At 67.6% G+C, this 18608-nt stretch carries 11 protein-coding genes; 7 read left to right on the forward strand and 4 right to left on the reverse strand.

What is annotated here, in order from left to right:
* The first annotated feature begins 121 nt into the window (after nucleotides 1-121).
* From OHA55_RS33105 to OHA55_RS33115, 3 genes are all read left to right on the forward strand, one after another.
* On the forward strand, nucleotides 122-4462 hold the full coding sequence (locus OHA55_RS33105; protein ID WP_266713520.1) for a hypothetical protein: 4341 nt from the start codon (nucleotides 122-124) through the stop codon (nucleotides 4460-4462).
* Nucleotides 4459-7980, forward strand: a complete 3522-nt coding sequence (locus OHA55_RS33110) for a hypothetical protein (protein WP_266713522.1) — start codon at nucleotides 4459-4461, stop codon at nucleotides 7978-7980. Before OHA55_RS33105 ends, OHA55_RS33110 begins: the two co-directional genes overlap by 4 nt.
* Nucleotides 7981-8815: 835 nt before the next feature.
* Nucleotides 8816-10897, forward strand: coding sequence for a chitobiase/beta-hexosaminidase C-terminal domain-containing protein (locus OHA55_RS33115; RefSeq protein ID WP_266713592.1), 2082 nt, complete (start codon nucleotides 8816-8818; stop codon nucleotides 10895-10897).
* A gap of 1236 nt (nucleotides 10898-12133) precedes the next feature.
* Here OHA55_RS33115 and OHA55_RS33125 read toward each other — a convergent pair.
* Nucleotides 12134-13339: an IS256 family transposase gene (locus OHA55_RS33125; protein WP_266713594.1), complete on the reverse strand. Its 1206-nt coding sequence runs from the start codon at nucleotides 13337-13339 to the stop codon at nucleotides 12134-12136.
* Nucleotides 13340-13530: 191 nt separating this feature from the next.
* Between OHA55_RS33125 and OHA55_RS33130 the strand changes: the two genes are divergently transcribed.
* The 3 genes from OHA55_RS33130 to OHA55_RS36615 all read left to right on the forward strand — a co-directional run bounded on the left by OHA55_RS33130 (nucleotide 13531) and on the right by OHA55_RS36615 (nucleotide 16134).
* Nucleotides 13531-14466 (forward strand): hypothetical protein, encoded by a 936-nt coding sequence (locus OHA55_RS33130; RefSeq protein ID WP_266713526.1) that lies wholly within the window; start codon nucleotides 13531-13533, stop codon nucleotides 14464-14466.
* Between the two features lie 85 nt (nucleotides 14467-14551).
* Entirely contained in the window at nucleotides 14552-15196 is a 645-nt protein-coding gene (locus OHA55_RS33135; RefSeq protein ID WP_266713528.1) for a DUF6461 domain-containing protein, read from the forward strand.
* Between the two features lie 110 nt (nucleotides 15197-15306).
* On the forward strand, nucleotides 15307-16134 hold the full coding sequence (locus OHA55_RS36615; protein WP_353963494.1) for a transposase: 828 nt from the start codon (nucleotides 15307-15309) through the stop codon (nucleotides 16132-16134).
* On the opposite strand, the gene OHA55_RS33140 is transcribed toward OHA55_RS36615, so the two are convergent.
* Both OHA55_RS33140 and OHA55_RS36620 read right to left on the reverse strand, forming a co-directional pair.
* A complete protein-coding gene (locus OHA55_RS33140; protein ID WP_266713530.1) occupies nucleotides 16103-16624 on the reverse strand; it encodes an SMI1/KNR4 family protein in 522 nt (173 codons plus the stop codon). The two genes, OHA55_RS36615 and OHA55_RS33140, sit on opposite strands and share 32 nt — an antisense overlap.
* A complete protein-coding gene (locus OHA55_RS36620; RefSeq protein WP_353963495.1) occupies nucleotides 16602-17066 on the reverse strand; it encodes a DNA/RNA non-specific endonuclease in 465 nt (154 codons plus the stop codon). The genes OHA55_RS33140 and OHA55_RS36620 overlap by 23 nt, the downstream gene beginning before the upstream one ends.
* Before the next feature lie 307 nt (nucleotides 17067-17373).
* On the opposite strand from OHA55_RS36620, the gene OHA55_RS33145 reads away from it, so the two are divergent.
* Complete coding sequence (locus tag OHA55_RS33145) at nucleotides 17374-17763, forward strand: hypothetical protein (protein ID WP_266713532.1); 390 nt, start codon at nucleotides 17374-17376, stop codon at nucleotides 17761-17763.
* Nucleotides 17764-18413: 650 nt separating this feature from the next.
* Here OHA55_RS33145 and OHA55_RS33150 read toward each other — a convergent pair.
* Nucleotides 18414-18599, reverse strand: coding sequence for a hypothetical protein (locus tag OHA55_RS33150; RefSeq protein ID WP_266713534.1), 186 nt, complete (start codon nucleotides 18597-18599; stop codon nucleotides 18414-18416).
* Between the last annotated feature and the right edge of the window lie 9 nt (nucleotides 18600-18608).

Below are 18608 nucleotides of genomic sequence, written 5' to 3' on the forward strand. Positions count from 1 at the left end.
GTTGACGGCTCGTCGGGCCAGGTGTTCGCATGCGCCGCCGCCTGTCGTCGGCGTGAGCCGGGGGCAATGCGCCGCCCGTCGACGACCCGCCTCCCGCTCTCCGTTGGGAGATGTCAGCGTCGTGACCGATTTCGATCGTTCGGCCTTCCACCATCGGGTGGCCGTGCTCCCCCGGGATCTCGGTGAGTTCACCGCTTTCGTCCGCGGGGACGACGGAACGGTGGAGCATTACGAGGTCTTCGAGGGCGTTGTCATGTCCGGCCCCGAACCGCTCGGAGGCCATTTCGACTCCGACCCGGTGGTGACCGTGGGCGGGGACGGACGTCTGCACCTGCTCGGCCGGTCGGGGGTCAGGATCGTCGACTGGTCCTGGCCGGACGCGGGTCGTGTCCAGCTGCTGGGACCGCCCACCGAGGAGTCCTTGCCCGGCTTCTGCGTCACCGATCCGGAGATCGTCCACGCCGGAGGGCTCCAGCTCTTCGCCCTCGGCGTCGAGGGATGCATCAGGCAGTGGACGCTCGGTGCCCGTGGCTGGAGCGCCCCGCGGAGGCTGACCCCGGACGTGGCGGCCTCCAGGCCGACGGCCATCAGCCGTGCTCCGGGCGCATTCGACGTGTTCGCCGTCGACGGCGAGGGCGCGTTGCGGCACTGGTGGTGGGCGGAGAACCGCTGGAACACCGAAGTGCGAGGCGGTCAGTCGCTCTCGGGCAGGCCCACCGTGGCCTCGTACGAACCTCGACGGCTCGACCTCTTCGCGGTGCGGACGGACGGGGTGCCGCTGCACTGGGGCTGGGACGGCGTCCGCTGGTTCGACGCCGAGGAACGGCTGGGCATGGAGCTCACCGCTTCGGGGAGGATCGCCGCCCGGGACGTACAGCTCGTCACGTTCGGCCCCGAACTTCTCCTGCTGGTGGCCGGGACGAAGAACAACGGGACCGTGCGCTGGGTTCTGGAACCTGCGGTTCCGGGACGCCCCGCCGCCTGGCGCGGCCCTTCCAGGATCTCGACCTCCCCCTTCCCGCCCAGCTCCTGGTCGACCGGGGAACACGCCGAGGTACTGGTGCGCACCGCCGACGGCGGCTTCAGCCGGCAGGACTTCGCCCTCGACCCGCAGGGCGGCATGGGGGAGCCGGTGCCGCTGACCGGGGAGTCGGCGGAGGTGTTCCCCACCGAGCCGGCGCCGGAGCCGCAATTCATGAACCCCCTGCCGGCCGATCCCGACATGCTGCTCATCAGACCGGACGACTTGGTCCTCCTCGGAGTGCGCTGGAGCGGTTTCGAGCTCCGGACCCCGGCGGGCGAACCGGCCGAACTGGTGCCGGGTCCGGCGGCGGAACTGACGGTCCTCTTCCCTCCGCAGCACGTGGTCGAGGAGGTCGTCGTCGGCCGGGGGCCTGCCGTGCCCGCGGTGGACCCGTCCCTGACGGGCGGGTTCCCCACCTGGCAGGCAGCCCTGGCGGGGGCGAGCCGGCTCGTGGTGGGATTCCGTACGGACGATCTTCCGGTCCGGCTGACGGCCGAGGGCGTCCTGGACGCCGTACGCCGGGGCCGTCTGGTGCCGGCGAACGGGGTCCAGGACGAGAAGACGGCGATCGAGATCCCCTACGGGCTGGTGCTCTCCCCGCACCCACCCGAGGGGCTGGACGCGCGCGCCACGCATCCGGCCGACGCCGTCAGGTCGGAGTCGAGCACGGTCGGCCTCTGGCAGACGACCGTCGCTGCACAGGACACGGCTGCGGGCGCGCCGGCCGGCCTGCGCCTGCACCCGGTCGACATGACCTCCGACGATCCGTTCCCCGTGGCGCTGCGCGGGGGCTCACGCGCGCGGATCATGCTGGAGGAGCCCACCGCGCGGATCGACCGGCTCAGCCTGAGCTCACTGGGCGGATCGCTGACCGCCGCCGGGTCCTGGGACTCGTTCGAGTGGGAGCATCTGGCCGCGCTCGGCCGCGACCGGTACGTCCGTACGGCGACCAAAGGGGTGCTGTACCCCTTCGGCCACCGGGCCGAGTTCGTCGAGTTGACGGAGCGCGTCTTCGAGGGAACCCGCGACGGGGCCGTGGCGCACCTGCGGAAGTCGACGATCCTCAAGGTCACCGAACCCGCCCGGAGCGAACCGGCCGACGCCGCACTCCGGGCCGCCTTCCCCTTTCACGAGGTGGAGATCGAGCGCACGTTCTACGAGGGGCTCGACAGCGAGCCGTGGGGGACCCAGGACTTCCCCGTACCCGAACTGACCGGCCTCCAGGAGGTCCGTGGCCAATGGTCGGTCCGTGCCGGCGACCTCTACGAGAAGTTGTACGGCGACATGGGGCCGGGCGGAGGCGAACCTCCGGTCGAGGATCTCGCGGCCGGCGTCACCTCCGACGCCGACGAGCTCCTCGACGACGCGTCGTTCGGCCCCGGGGACCCGGAGCCCCCCGTGACCCGCTCCTCTGCGGCGCGTTCCTATCTGGATCTTCAGGAGCAGATCGCGCACGTCGACGCGAAGATCGACGCCCTGCCGCACGGTGGGGTCGTCCCGCTCCCCGTCTACATCGTGCCGCGTGTCGGTGGTGTACCCGTCGACTTCCCGGTCCGCGCGGCGGGCCGGGCCGGTGACGTCCACCTGGCGATGCCCCTGGTGTTCGTGTCGGACATCGACCGCCCCCAGGGTCTGTTCACACCGCCTTTCAACTCCCTCACCGACAGCGAGATCGCACGCAGGGTGGCGGAGGCCTACCGGGAGGTGGGCGACGGGGCGGTGGCGGCACACGGCGCCCGGATCGACCTCGTCCGGTCGAGCGCGCCCGTGGAACAGGACGTCTGCGAAGTGGAGCGCCTGCACATCGTGGGCACCTCGCACGAGGGCGGGTTCCGCCCGCGGCTCGGGGCGGCGCCCGGGCCGGACGAGCGGCGCGGGCCGGGCGGGCCGGGCGGGCGGCGTCGGCCGGGCGTGGACCGCTGGGCGTTCGACACCGCGCTTCCGGCGGTGCGGGCGCTGGTGGGCGCGGACCGGCCTCCGATGCGGCTGGCCCTCAGCCCCGCCCTGCTCGATTCGGTGCCCGATGTGAAGGTCCCGTTCGAGGTACCCGAGGGGGCGGAGGCGCTCGTCACCGACTTCGCCCGGAACACCGCGCGCAGCGGCGGCATCGTGGCGCCCGACATCGTCGCGGACGGCGTCTCCCGCCTGAACGGACCGGTCAACGTGGCTGGTCTGCTCGACCAGGCCGGTGGCCACCTGGACCCCAAGAAGATCCTCGGCGACGGAGCGACCCTCCTCGGGTACCACCTGTCCGACCTCATCGACGCGACCGGGCTGGAGGAACCGCCGACGATCCTGAGCGACGCGACGGCAGGCGGCCCTCCGCGGATCACCCTGCAGTGGCACGACGTGCGACTCGGCACCGAAGAAGGGTCGTTCGTCACCGGCGACGATTCTGTGCTGGACCTCGACGTCCTGATGGCGCCGGAAGGGCAGACCATCAGCTGCACGGTGCGGAACGTGTCGCTGGCCCTTCCCGACCGGAGCGGCAAGCTCCTGGAGGTGACCTTCGGCAGCATCACCTTCCTGCAGAGCGGCGGGCAGCCGCCCACCCTGGGGGTAGAGGGCGTCGGGGCGGAGTTCTCCGGGCTGCTGAACCTGCTGAAGGAGTTGCAGGAGGGCGTCGACCTCGGGGGCTCCGGTCCGCACATCGAGGCCTCTTCCAGCGGGGTCTCGGCCTCCTACAGCCTGCCGGTCCCCGATGTGACCGCGGGAGCCTTCCAGCTGACCGGGCTGGTGTTCCACGCCGGGATCGACGTGCCCTTCGACGACCGGCCGGTCGCGATCTCCCTCGCCTTCGCCAGCCGGGCGGCTCCGTTCAACCTGTCCGTGCTGATGTTCGGCGGCGGTGGATACGTCGAAGTGGTCCTCGACCGGACCGGACTGCGACGGCTGGAGGCCGCGCTGGAATTCGGTGCCTCGGTCGCGGTGAACTTCGTGGTCGCCTCCGGCGAGGTCCATGCCATGGGCGGAGTCCACCTCCTGAAGAGCGGGGACCAGCTCGACCTCAGCGGCTACCTCCGGCTGGGCGGGCACGTCAGCATCTTCGGACTGGTCACCGTGTCCATCGAAGTGAAGATCACCCTCACCTACCGGAGCGAGACGAACGAGCTGGTCGGCAGGGCCACGCTGGTGCTGGAGATCGACCTGACGCTGTTCAGCGAGTCCGTCGAACTCGACACCGGCGACTGGGTGCTGGCCGGCGGAGAAGGCCGGCGGCAGCGCACGCTCGCACCGGTGGGACCGGGCCCACAGCCCTCCCCCGCCGACCCGGCCCAGCCGGTGGGACCGGGCCCACAGCCCTCGCCCGCCGATCCGGCCCAGCCGGTGGGACCGGGCCCACAGCCCTCACCCGCCGACCCGGCCCAGCCGGTGGGACCGGCCGCGGAGGAGTGGCGCGGCTACCGCTCCGCCTTCGGGGAAGGACCGACGTCATGAGCACACTCGGCTGGATCGCCGTGCCCGGGGGCCGGGTCGAGGCGGCGGGCGGCGCGCCCCTGCGCGTACTCGTCGTTCCCCGGCTGACCCGGCAGCTGGCCGGTACGCCCATGGAAGACTGGCCCAAGACCGTCAACGCGGCGAACCCGCTCGTCGAGATACGTGAGCCCGGACAAGTCGAACGCGCGGTCCCGGCCACGGCGCACCGCGACGCCCGCAGTGACACCTGGCACGGCTTCTTCGGTCACGGCATCGAGGTCACCCCCTGGCAGCCGCCCGAGGGGTATCCGAGACCGGAGGTCAGCCCGACACTGCGTGACCACGACGCCCTGGTCTCCACCTACGCGGCCGCGGCGAGCAGCCCGGGCGACGCGGGGGTGGTCCGGGACGAGTTGCATAACTGGCGCCGTCCACCGGATACCGCCGTCGGAGAGCAGCCTGTCCGGGATCCGGACTTTCCGGTGCTCGACTTCCACCGGGCCGTCTCCTTCCTGCGGGACCACCCCTACGTACTCCGGACGCTGGGGCTGGTCGTCCGGCTGGACGTGCCGGCCGACCAACTGCCCATGAGCACCGAGCCGCCGTACCCGCGGATCCGGGTGAGCTGGCCGGATTCACCGGTCACCGTCGAATCGCCCTGGACCGCCTACGAGTTCGACGGAACCCACTTCCTGCCGGCCTCCGGCGGCGACATCCGGTCCGGATTCGTCGACCTCTCGGACTCCGACACCTGGAAGGTTGTCACGGTCGACGTCGACGGAGGGGTGGACAGACTCCGGGACACCGCCGGCACAGCGGCCGCCGACGACGGGGACACGGCCGACGAACCTCTGGTGCTGCCCACGCTGAAGTCCGCCGGGCTGCTGCTGGCACGTACCGACCGCGAGCAGCAGTTGGCGGACCGCAGCGAACGCGGACGCTCCGGCGCCCGGAGCGGATCGCTCGCCGACCGGGTCCTCGACGCGGAGGACCTGGTCCTCGGCTACCGGCTCGACGTCCGGCCGCAGGACAGCAACACCTGGTTCTCCCTGCAGGACCGCACCGCCCGGTACACGATCGACGACCGCCCGGTGGGCCCCGAGACCGAAGTACGGGAAGAGGGCCACCTCAAGCCGAACATGATGGTCAAGAAGGAGGGCGGCCTGCACGCGGATCAGATCGTGGCCGGCTGGACCGGCTGGAGCCTGGCCGTCCCCCGCCCCACCCTGGACGGTGTCCCGCCGGCGTCCGCCCCCTCCGCGCTCGCCGCCGAACGCATCCCCTACCGGTTCGCCGCGCACGTCGAGGTCGCCGAACGGAGTCTGCCCGAGCTCCGGTTCGGCCGCGCCTACCAGCTGCGCGCACGCGTCGCCGACATCGCGGGCGGCGGGATCCTGCCGGACGACCGCCTCGCGGCTTCGCGCCCGACCGACGAGATCCCCTACACCCGGTGGGAGCCGGTACCGCCCCCGGACGTGCTGGTCCCCGACGGCCTGCTCGTCGAGGACCCGCGACAGCCGGGCACGTTCCGCGTCGACCACGAACTGCTCGGACCCGGCGGCACCCTGGAACGGCTCGTCGTCCGTACGTCGCCCACCGCCGACGGGCATTTCCGCCCCGACGCGTTCGAGGGTGACCCCGCGTACCCCGTGAACGACCACCGCACCTTCTCGCCTCCCGTGACGACCTTCCAGCTCGCCGAGCAGCACGGGGTCCTCAGCGACCCGGCGGAGGACGGCCGCGACCGGGCCGCCCGCGCCATCACCGCCGTACCGGGCACCGGGCTCCCCGACCCGGCCGCGCTCGGAGCCGCCGCCACGGTCATGCCGGAGCCCGCCGGTCCGCCCCGCCGCCTCACCGACGCCCGCCCCTGGGCCGGCACCTGGCCCGACCACCCGCCCAAACACGTCAAGCTCGTCCCCGGCGACGACCCCGACGACCCGGCGGGCCTGAACTGGACGACCCCGGAGGGAACGCCGGCCGAGGAGGCCTCGACGGTACGGATCTCCGTGCCGCCCGGGCAGCGCGTGCTGGTGGAACTGACCTCGACAGTCCTGCAGGACAAACTCGACTGGTTCGAGATCAAGCGGCTGGTCACCGCGGACACCGACGGCGATACGGACGCGAACGGCGTGGAGGACACCGACGACACCGACGACCTCGACGCGGGCAGCGCCGCCCTCAAGGGCCGGCATCCCATGCTGACCCCGCCGCGCCGGCTCGAACTCGTCCACGCCGTCCGCCGCCCGCTCAACGCCCCGTCAGGATCCCTGACCTCGTCGAGGCCGCCCGGCAGCACCCATGCCGTCCTCGAACCCCACGACGGGATCTTCGGCGTGCACACGCCGAGCACCGCGCAACTGGACATCCACGCGCACTGGGACGAATGGGGTGACACCGCCGACCCGGTGCCCACCTCGCTCCCCCTGACCCCGCTCGCGGTGTCCCGCGGAGCACGCGCGCTGGCCGAGATCCGCCCGGAGTTCGGCGACACCAAGCACCGGAACATCCGCTGCTCCGTCACCGCGATCAGCCGCTTCCGCGACTGCTTCGCGCCGACCGACGACGAGGAACAGTTCCGCGCGAACACCGTCCTCGGCCCGGTGTCGGTCAAGAGCAGCGCCTTGCCCCCGCCCCCCGTGATCGTGTCCGCCGTCCCCGCCTTCCTCTGGTCGGAGGAAGCAGGCCCCGGAGGGGGCATCGTACGGAGGCGCTCGGCCGGCCGGCTGCGCGTCGAACTCGGCCGGCCCTGGTACACCACGGGCGAGGGCGAATGCGTCGCTGTGATCGTCCTGCCCGGCGACGAGGACTCCGTCCCCGACGAGGACCGCCCCCTGGTGTCCTGGATCAACCGCGACCCGATCCATTCGACGCCCTCCCCGAAGGCGCTGGCCGACCCGTCCCTGTTCACCGGTGCCGTCGCCCCGGTCGACGTACCGCTCGTGGAGACCGGCCACCGCGTCCGGGTCCTCCCCTACCCGGTGTTCCACGACGAGGGCCGCTGGTACGCCGACATCGCGATGCCGGGGGCGGCCTCCTCGTCCTACTGCCCCTTCGCGCACCTGGCGCTGGCCCGCTACCAGCCCGAGAGCCTGGACGGCCTGAGCCTCTCCCGTGTCGTCCGCACGGACATGGTCCCGCTCCTCCCCGACCGCGACTTGGAGGTCAGGGAGGAACCCGACGGCCTGCGGATCGCCCTCACCGGTCTGAGCCGCGGGGGAAACCGGCCCAACCGCGTCTTCGCGTCGGTCGAACGGTGCGACGCGCCGGACCTGCCGGGCGCGCCCGTCGACCTCACCTCGCTCACCGGAACACCGCCGGGCTTCCCCGCATGGGAACGCGTCGCCGGTGCGACGGTCTCCGGCCACACCGGTGAGCCTCTGCCGCTCCTCACGGCTCCGGCCGGTCCCGGGCGCCTGAGGGTCCTCGTCCGGGAGGTCGAGGACATCACCCCCTCCTTCGGCGCGGCCGTCGGCACCACCCGCGAACTCGCGGACCGTACGGTGTACACGGCCGTCGTGCCGCTGCCGCTGGTGTGAGAACGGTCCGTCCGGGGCTGGCGCCGGGCGCGCAGGAACCCGTGCGCCTTGCGGAAGGTGTCGGCGCGCTGGTGGAGGGTCGGGACCGGGTGGACCGGGTGGAAGTCGCCGCTCGGTGGAGGCGGTCGGACGGACGAGCGCGTCACCACCGTGCGAACCGCACCGTACGCCGCGGCACCTCGTGCACATGGGCGGATCACGACATCCTGACAGAGCACCCTCCGTGCAGGATCCGAGTCCTGGGAAGTCGATCTCCTGCCAGGTGCGACGACTCGCGAACTCACCCCTCTTGTGGCCGTAGTTGGAAGCGGCTTGGCGTGCAGTAGGCGTTCAAGACTTGAAGCTTGTGCATCTTCTTGACGGGTCACCGCTGTCACTCAACACTTCCTTGACGAACCCAGCACCTCGCCCATCCGAAAATTGAGAGCGTTTTCAAGAGGTTGATTCAAAGGTCTGCAGAGTTGTCAAGGCGATGCTCTGCGCAGACGAGACCGTCTGCGCCCTGTCTTCCGCGTTGATCCGGTGTTCACTTCACGAAACCAGGTGAAAGGACTCTCCCCCCATGCGCACTACCGTCCCGCCCGGCCGCACGAGACCCCTGCCAGGTCCGAAGCACCGCGTCATCGCTCTGCTGAGTGCGCTCCTCCTCGCGCTCGTCGGACTGCTCGGGCTCGATCAGAGCGCCGCTCCCGCCTCGGCAGCCGAGCCTGACTACACCCAGAGCGTCACTCAACTGAGCTCCACGCAAGCTCAGATCTCGTTCACACCGACCACGTCCGCGGTCTACGTCGATGTGCACTACCTGGTCAACAGCGCCAACCAACAGAACGTCCGTATGACCAACAATGCGGGCACGTGGACCCAGACCGTCGGCTCGCTCGCCGGCGGAACGGTCCTGGAGTACTGGTTCACCTACGAGAAGAGCGGGCCGCAGTACGACACACCCCACTTCACGTACACCCAGGGCGGTGGTGGAACCGGCACTGTTGCCACACCCACCTTCACTCCCGCAGCGGGCACCTACGCATCGGCCCAGAGCGTGACGCTCGCCGACGCGACCGCGGGCGCGAGCATCCGCTACACGCGTGACGGCTCCACCCCCACCGCGACGTCCACTCTGTACAGCGCGCCGATCAGCGTCACGGCCACTTCCACCATCAAGGCCATCGCCATCAAGTCCGGACTCGCCGACTCCGCCGTCGCCAGCGCGACTTACACGATCGGCGCATCGGCGAGCTGCCCCACCCAGTCGGACACGCCGGACTTCGGCCCGAACGTCCACATCTACGACCCGAGCATGTCCAGTGCCACCATTCAGGCGCAGCTCGACGCGCAGTTCGCCCAGATGAAGGACACCGCCTCCGCGCAGTTCAGCGAGAACCGGGTGGCACAGCTCTTCAAGCCGGGTACGTACGCCGTCGACGACAACGTCGGCTACTACACCTCGGTGGCGGGTCTCGGGCAGAATCCGGGCGACGTGACGATCAACGGGCACGTCACCGTGGACGCGTTCAACGCCTCCGACGCGGGCAACGCGACGCAGAACTTCTGGCGCTCGGCCGAGAATCTGGCCATCAATCCGGTGGGCGGGAACCGTTGGGCCGTGGCCCAGGCGGCCCCGTTCCGCCGGATCGACGTCCGCGGCGACCTGCAGCTCTACCCGGCCAGTTACGGCTGGGCGAGCGGCGGCTACATCGCCGACACCAAAGTCAGCGGCCAGGCGGCGTCCATCTCGCAGCAGCAGTGGTACACCCGGGACAGTAACGTGGGCAGCTGGGCCGGCGGCGTGTGGAACATGGTCTTCTCCGGCACCGCCGGTGCTCCCGCGAACACCTTCCCCAACCCGCCCGAGACCACCTTGGCCACCACCCCGGTCTCCCGTGACGTGCCGTATCTGTACGTCGACGGCGCCGGAAAATACCGGGTGTTCCTTCCGTCGCTGCGCACCAACGCGTCGGGGGCGAGTTGGGCGAACGGCAGCACTCCCGGCACCTCTCAGCCGATGAGCCAGTTCTACGTGGTCAAGGCCGGCGACACTGCCGCGACCATCAACAACGCCCTTTCCCAGGGCTGCAACCTGTTCGTCACGCCGGGCGTCTACCACCTGAACCAGACGCTGAACATCACCCGGCCCAACACGGTCGTCCTCGGCATCGGTTACCCGACCTTCGTCCCGGACAACGGCGTCAACGCGATCCAGGTCGCCGACGTGGACGGAGTCCGTCTCAAGGGCCTGCTGATCGACGCCGGAACCACCAACTCGGCGGCGCTGCTGACCGTCGGCCCGTCCGGATCGTCCGCGAGCCACGCGGGCAACCCGACGACCATCCAGGACGTGTTCTTCCGGATCGGCGGCCAGATCGCCGGCAAGGCGACGACCAGCCTGATCGTCAACAGCAACAACGTGATCATCGACCACATCTGGGCCTGGCGGGCCGACCACGGCAAGGCAGGAAGCTTCGGCTGGACGACCAACACGGCGGACACCGGCGTGATCGTCAACGGCGGCAGCGTTCTTGCGACCGGTCTCTTCGTCGAGCACTACCAGAAGCACGAAGTCGTCTGGAACGGCCAGAACGGCAAGACGATCTTCTTCCAGAACGAGATGCCGTACGACGTGCCCAATCAGGCCGTGTGGATGAGCGCGGCAGGGGTCAACGGATACGCCGCTTACAAGGTGGGCGCGGGCGTCACCACCCACGAGGCGTGGGGACTCGGCAGCTACTGCTACTTCAACGTCAACCCCGCGGTGAACAGCTACCACGCCTTCGAAGTGCCCAACACTCCCGGCGTGAAGTTCCACAACGCTCTGACGGTCTCACTCGGCGGCGTGGGCACCATCACCCACGTCATCAACGACGTGGGGGCGGTGACCGCCTCGGACACCACTCCCAGCAACGTGGTCGCCTACCCATGAGGCAATGACCTGACATGAGAAGTGGGCCGGGGCTCCTCGCGGTTGCGAGGGGCTCCGGCGTTCGCGGTATGCGGCGCCGCCGAGGGCTGCGACGCTGACGGCATCGTCCTCGTCGAGAACGAGGACGCCGTCCAACAGGTCTGCAATATCCCCGAGATCGTCGACCACTGGCTGTGCATCTGGGGCGCCGGATACGCCACCGACGGTCTCGTCGAATTCCTTCGCACCATGACTTCGAGCAGGCTGGGAGGCTCCAAGGCGACGGTCGCAGCGGCCTCGACTGATACGCGTCCCTGCGGAATCGCCGGCAACCGCGGTGCCTCCGGGGGCGGATGGTGCCTCACCACCATGATGCGAGAGTCAGCGTCCCTCGCGCGCCGGACGAGTCCCTCTGGAACATCTGCATGCCACACCATCTCGGGATATTTGCCGCAGTTCCTGACGGGCTGATAAGCGCCTCGTACCAACTCCTGAAGACAGTTGACCAATACGCGAGTGTCACGGACAGCCTTGGGATCACTGCCATCGCGTACTGCCCGGCGTACCATCACATCCCCCAAACGCCCGCCACCGTGGCAAGCTTTCCAGAGTTCGTGAGTATTACGAGTTAGGCAATGCGGCAGACCTCCGCCACGACGCTTTCCAGACACGCGGCGGATGACTGCTCGACCCGATTGGCCTGAGGAGCAGAGCGGGCGGCTACTGCAGGAGAACCGCCAGCACGAACGCTAGAGGAGTTGAACCCCGGCCCGCGAGGCCACCTCTTCCCCGGCTCCGAGCCCGTATCCGTCCGCGGTTTCAGCACCGGCAAGTTCGCCCACTTCGCCCACATCGACATCCCGCGCTCACCTTCACCTCAAGGCCGGACGAACCACTCCGGGACACCGGTTGGCAGCTCTGCCCTCAAACACGCGGCATGGGCCATCCACCTGTCAGCCTGCGTCGGACTCGACGCCCTCGCCAAGCTGGCCGACTGCACAACCCAGCTCACTGGCGCCGCCGACGACCGGACCACGCGACAGCCCGCTGCCATCCGACCGATGCAGGCACCCTCGCTCCGGCACCCGCGACTCGTTCGCGTCCCCCCGTCCGTTGACTTAGGCGCTGTCTCTCGGATCACGAGCCTTGGCCCCGAAGCAGCAAGGGCTTCCCAGGCCCAACTCCTGGCGCGCTCGCGACACCTGCCCCCGTCCGGGTGTGTCCAGTAGACGGCTGATCCAGTTTTTTTGGGGGGGTTCAGTTGGCGGCCGGGGTGAGCCGGCCTTCGAAGGCGATCTGGAAGGCGTTCAGGGGTGCCTTCCAGCGCATGGTCCACCGCTTGCGGCCCTTGCCGGTGGGGTCCAGGCTCATCAGGGCCATGTAGACGCACTTCATGGCTGCGGCCTCGTTGGGGAAATGCCCGCGGGCGCGGACGGCCTTGCGGATGCGTGCGTTGACGGACTCGATCGCGTTCGTCGAGCAGATGACCTTGCGGATCTCGACGTCGAAGGAGAGGAAGGGCACGAACTCGGCCCAGGCGTTCTCCCAGAGCCGGATGACCGCCGGGTACTTCTTCCCCCAGGCTTCCTGGAACTCGCTGAACCGCTCGGTCGCGGCGGCCTCGTTCGGGGCCGTGTAGACGGGCTTGATCGCCTTGGCGATCTTGTCCCAGTCCTGGCGGGCCGCGTGCCGGAAGCTGTTCCTCAGCAGGTGAACGACACAGGTCGGGACAATCGTTCGAGGCCAGACGGTCTCCACCGCTTCCGGCAGGCCCTTCAGCCCGTCGCAGATCAGCATTAGAACATCATCAACGCCCCGGTTCTTCAGATCCGTGAACACACTCAGCCAGTACTTCGCACCCTCGCCGCCGTCGCCGGCCCAGATCCCCAGGATGTCCCGGTGGCCCTCGGCGGTCACTGCCATGACGACGTAGATCGGACGGTTGGCGACCTGCCCGTCCCGGATCTTGACGTTGATCGCGTCGACGAACAGGACCGGATAGACGGAGTCCAGCGGTCGGTTGGACCATTCCGCCATCCCGTCCATCACCTTGTCCGTGATCGTAGTGATGGTGGCCTTGGACACGCTCGCGCCGTAGACCTCGGCCAGGTGGGCGGAGATCTCGCCGTGCGTCAGGCCCTTCGCGGACAGCGACAGCACCATCTCGTCCACCCCGGACAGGCGCCGCTGCCGCTTCTTGACGATCTGCGGCTCGAACGAACCGGCCACGTCCCGGGGGACCTTGACCTCGACCGGGCCGACATCGGTCAGCACCGTCTTCGCCCGGGTCCGGTTGCGGCTGTTGCCGCTGCCCCGGCCCTCGGCATCGTGCTTCTCGTATCCGAGGTGATCGGTGATCTCGCCCTCCAGGGCGGACTCCAGCACCCGCTTCGTCAGCTGCTGGAGCAGCCCGCCCTCCCCGGTCAGCTGCAGGCCCTCGCTGCGGGCCCGGTCCACGAGCATCGCGACCAACTGCTCGTCACTCGCCGGCACGGCCTCCGCCGCCTCACTGCCCGGTATTTGCTCGATGGTGGTGTCGCTCATCTGGCGTCTCCTTGATCATCGGATCCGCCGATCATTGAACACTCCCGGGCCAGGAAGTGAAGTTGTCGGGGACCTCTGCGACCTTCACGCAGCAACTCATCCTCGTCCCAGTGGAGATCGACCCGAAATTCGTCTCGGTGACACTGGACGTGCGGTTCGATTGCATCACGGCTGACGTGTGTTCGAACGGTTCACAATCCTGGGATGGCGCGCTGGAGTGGTCGGCTGCCGATCCGTTCTCGCACACGGCGATCGGGAAGATCGACCACACCTGGAGCGCCGCGAACAGCGCAGACACGCTGGACCTGTCGACGAAGATTAGCGCCTACTCGCCCGTGGCGAACGCGTCTGCCACTCGGTGGCAAGCTGATGGCGCGCAGATCCGCTGCGACAAGATTTCATCCTCCACTCCGGGATGCGCCTTCTACAAGTACATTCCGACGTGGGTGATGAACTTTGACAAGACGCCGCCGGCAGTGGCACACGCATGGTTGATCCAGTCCAAGCTTCCCACCCACCCGGGGAGCAAGACAGCCAATAAGCCCCTGTTCTTCCTCCCGTCCGCGGACAAGAACGCACCTGGCCGCGACCCGGACGCCAACCGGAAGGTGATCTGCCCCGACGGATGGGCGGCAACCTACGACAACCCGGACGCCACCACCGTTCCGGAGATTCAGTCGACCGACAAGGCGTCATGTGACGAGTTCGCTTACGCCTCCACCTACAACTCCGGCGGCATGCCCGGTGGCACGAACGAAGTCGATACCGGCAACGACTGCGTGCAGACCTATGCCACCCGAGTCGCGCAGGGCCAATGGCACCTGTACGACGACGTCCGCCAGGCCGCGCCCTCATGGACGGAGAAGTGCGGCCGCTCAGCCATGTCGGGATGGATCAACTCCACCTCGATGGGCGGAGCTTTCAGCGGAGGCTTCTCGGGCAAGTACCGGCTGTTGGACAAGGACCCGTACTGGGTGGACTTCCCCCAGTTCGCGCACTGCGATGCATCCAAGACGACCGTGACCTGCACCGTACCCAAGGCGTGACAGGCTACTGACCGCTGGTGGGGCACGGCACCGCTTCACACCGTGCCCCACCAGCCCCGCCCTGCAAGAGAAAGAGGTAACAACCATGCCCGACGACGGCCTCGCATGGATTGCAGCAGCCTGGCGCGGAGCGAACGTGAGCGCCAACGAGCTGTACATCACCTGCGCCCGGGGCCTGAGCCCAGAGGCGCTCGCCGAACGTATGGCTGACCACGAACTCGTCCAGGCCGCCCCCGCCATGACCGTCGCGGAAGCGTCAGCCATGGTCGACCTCGCGCACATCTACTGCGTTGGCCGTCTTGGCCGAAGCGGCGACTGGTCGTTCATCGTGGAGAGCGGGGGGAGCGAAGGATGGGCCCTGGATCCGGCCGTGTCTCGTGGCACCGAGGTCCTTATCTTCGACCCGCGACCAGATGACCCGCCCTCCATCTTCCGGTACCTGGCCGACGGGGACGTTCAGCTGCACTTCGAGTTGGGTGCCGGCTATGACCCTGCCGGAGCACAGCCCGACCTCCTGCGTCCGGCGCTGGAGGTGGCCGGGGTCATCCCTCCGGAGGACTCCATGGACGACCTACTCGGTGCCGACGAGGAGTTGCCAACCAGCGAGGAGAAGCGCCGAGTGCTGAAGGTCATTGGAGATCACTTCGGACTATCGCTACCGCGGCACGAGATTGAGAGCGGGCGACTTCCCGGCGTCGTCACTCGCACCTCGCCACCAACCTCTTGGTGATCACGAGTACCTGGAGAGGTCTGGTCACGCCCCGAGGCATCCAGGGCCCCGTCAAAGTCGTTTTGTAGACCTGTGACGCGGGCCTTTCAAGGCGAGCCCGGGGCCGAAAGATGGTCCCCGCAGGCCGCAATCGATGGGCGGGCTGCAACCATCGGGTCGGGCGCCGTGTCCTTTTCGGCATTGGTGCGGCCGGACATCGCTCCTACAGTGACGGCAGACGCAGCCCTACCCGAGGAACGACAGACGGACCTGCCGGTTTACATTGTCGCGATTCGTGTCCACCAACATCCGTTAAGACAACCCCACACTATCCGGATCGGGACGCCCTCCAAGCCCGTGCTGAGGTCAACGCCGTGCGCGTGCTGGTAGGGGTAGGTGCGCTGGTGCTCGCGGGTGTGGTGGTAGGCGAGGTCACCGTTGGCGTGGACAGCGAGGAGTTTGCGTACGGCTTCGGCGCCGGCAGCAAGCTACACGTGCGGTCCGAGGCTCAGGGCCTGCCCTTGGCCGTGGCGGTGTCGGGTGCGAACCTGCACGACAGTCAGGCGTTCCAGCCGCTGATCCTCGGGATACCCGCTGTCCGCTCGCGGCGCGGACCCCGCCGGAGGAAGCCGGTGGTGAAGATTCGTGCGGACAAGGCGTACCACTCAGCGGAACACCTCCGCTGGCTCCGCAGCCGGAACCTCGCCCCACGGATCACCCGTCCCGGAATCGAGTCAGGCGAACGGCTCGGCCGGCACCGCTGGAAGATCGAGCGGTCGATCTCCTGGCTCCTTCGGCTACCGCCGCCTCACCGTCCGGTACGAACGAAAAGGCAGCCACTTCCTCGCCTTCCTCGGCCTCGCTGCAGCCCTAACCTGCTACAAGAGACTCGCGAAGCTCACCACGTGAGACACCCTCTAAGCTACCTCACTCGACATTTCCAAGCGGCTCAAATTTAGCAGCACCTTCGATTATCGGAATAAATAGCTCCCCATTCAAGGCCGCCCAGAGGAAATCACTGAAGCCCTGCTCAATCATTGCCCAACCCCCCATTTCGACCGCTACACCCCATCCCGCGCCGCTTGCGCTGGCCGGCGAGAGGAAAACGAGGTTGCCGGAAATTGATCGAGCGATCGGCACAAGCCCACCATCAGCAGGATAGACTGAATATGGATATAGATCCGGGTCTAGACGGGAAAGCTCTTGATGCGAAGATGCCACTTGGCTCCATAGAGAGAACAACCGCAACCCCTGCTCCCCCCTCGACGCCCTCGGATGAAAAACATAAAGCTGGTCATTAATGCAGCCAGGGCCGTAGGCCGACACGAAATTCTTATAATCTTCGGGCAATCCAGCACCATACACGGATTCAACCTCCCTCCAGTCTTGATCCACGTCGCCGTTGACCATAGGTGCACCCAACATTTCACGGAATCGCGAGAGCTCCACGTGAAGACCTTTCCGTACAAGAGTACCCACCAGTGGGTCGATTACATACCACACAGTTTAGACGGTATCCCTGATCGCCCACCGCATACATGCGTATCTCGCTAGGAATCGCCGGATCTTTTCCGTTGTAAATTGGCAGAACACCTAGAGTTACCCTCTGGCCCGATTTCACCGCACCAGTGATGTCATTTCCGAGCCCACGCATGTCTGGCGAGTTTGCTGGAGATTGATACCCCGCGACGAAATTCCGCAGAGTATCTCTAGCACCCCCCATCTGGTTTCCTATCAAATGAAGAGCCGCCCTATTCCCCAATGGAAGCCGATCATATCCCGCCGGTTTCCACTTCGGATCGAGGCGCCACGGCCGAAGATCGAAAGAATCGATATGAGCGACCGCGCCTGTGGCCCTGCAGTCATCCAAACCGGGGCCAAATCGAGTCATGGGTGCATAGTAAAATGAGGGATCCTCGGACGCAAAATCTCGTGAGCACTTACTACTGGTCCTCTTGGCATTTTGATTTGCTCCAGATGCCCCATATCCGAGGTCGGGGTAAACCTCTTCTCCAGGGAATAGGTCACCGAGAAGTTCGATACTCTTTTGATCTTCAGACGTATTCCGATTCCCGCCCGTCCTCGCCCTGGTTCGTCAGCCACAACCGGGCCAGCTGCTTCCTCGCCTTCGTCTGCTCCAGCGGCGCGTTGTTCGGAATATTCTTCTTCCTCACCCAATTCGTGCAGAACGTGCCGACATGAACCCCCTCCAGGCCGTACTGGCGTTCCTGCCAATGTCGCTCGGCATGATCGTGGTGCCGAGGACACTGACGCCACGGCTCGTCAAGCGATACAGCTCCAAGACCCCGGTGGTCATCGGGCTGCTCACGTTCGCCGCCGACACGATGTGGCTGCCCCGTATCTCCGCGTCGACCGGCTACTTCAGCGGGATCATGGCCCCGATGCTGCTGGCCGGCGCCGGTCGGCTCAACTCACCGCTCGCGGCGACCATCCTGGCCGACGTTCCGCCCAAGGAGGCGAGCGGTGCGTCCGGCGCCCTCCAGACCGTCGCCGTGTCGCGGTCCTACTCGGCGGCGCTGACATGCAGCTTGAGGATTCAGGTGAACCTCGGGACTCGAGTTGTCTAAGTTGGTGACCCTCGACTCCACCAACATCCGTTGAGGCAACCCCAGATTAACCGGATGTCACCGCGCACCGGGCCCGTCCGTCGTCAACGCCTTGCGGGGATACACGGCGGCTCAAGCCGTTACAGACTCAGAAGTTGGCCATGGCCCTTCCTCGCGTTGTCGGCTCGTCACTCTTTGCCGCAGAGCTGGCTGGGGGCGGTCACGCTCGCCACCGCCTGCCTTCATGCCATACCGGACCGCTCTGCCCGCGTCGACCGTTCCCCACCCTACGGAGTCGGGCTGGCCCCGAGGAACGGCGATCTGATCAGCCGCGGCGCTGCACCAGGCCGGTCTGACAACCGTAGGGCAGTCGGAATCAGTTTCTCGCCGCATTCGGCACCTAGCATTTCGTGATTCCGTCAGCGTTACTTGATCTTGTGTGGCAGGGTCTCTCGGCGTGGAGATCTCGTGGAACAGGATGCCGAGTCAAGGGAGTTGTTGAACAGCCGGGAGGTTCCTGCAGACATCGCTACGCGGGGGCGGATCGTGCTGTGGTCAAGCAAAAGACGCCGGCGCAAGGAAATTGCCGATCTGCTCGGGGTGTCACTGCCTACGGCGTGATGCCACTGGTTGTCGATGACGGTCGCGGTGGATGTCATGGCCGTCACGGTCTACCCCGTGATTTCGAACTGGCCGCGGAGCTCGCTGCCTGGCGTGACCAGCAGCGAACTCCATTGGTCCGGCGCGCCTTCGTCGAGTCTTCCGCCCTGGAATCCGACGAGGACACCCGGCTTGGCGGTCCTGCGCCACCGCTCGACCGCAAGGAAGGTCGACGCGTTGATCTGACCGTCAGGCAAACTGACAAG

Origin of the sequence: Streptomyces sp. NBC_00102 (genome assembly GCF_026343115.1) — a bacterium.
Taxonomy (GTDB): Bacteria; Actinomycetota; Actinomycetes; order Streptomycetales; family Streptomycetaceae; genus Streptomyces.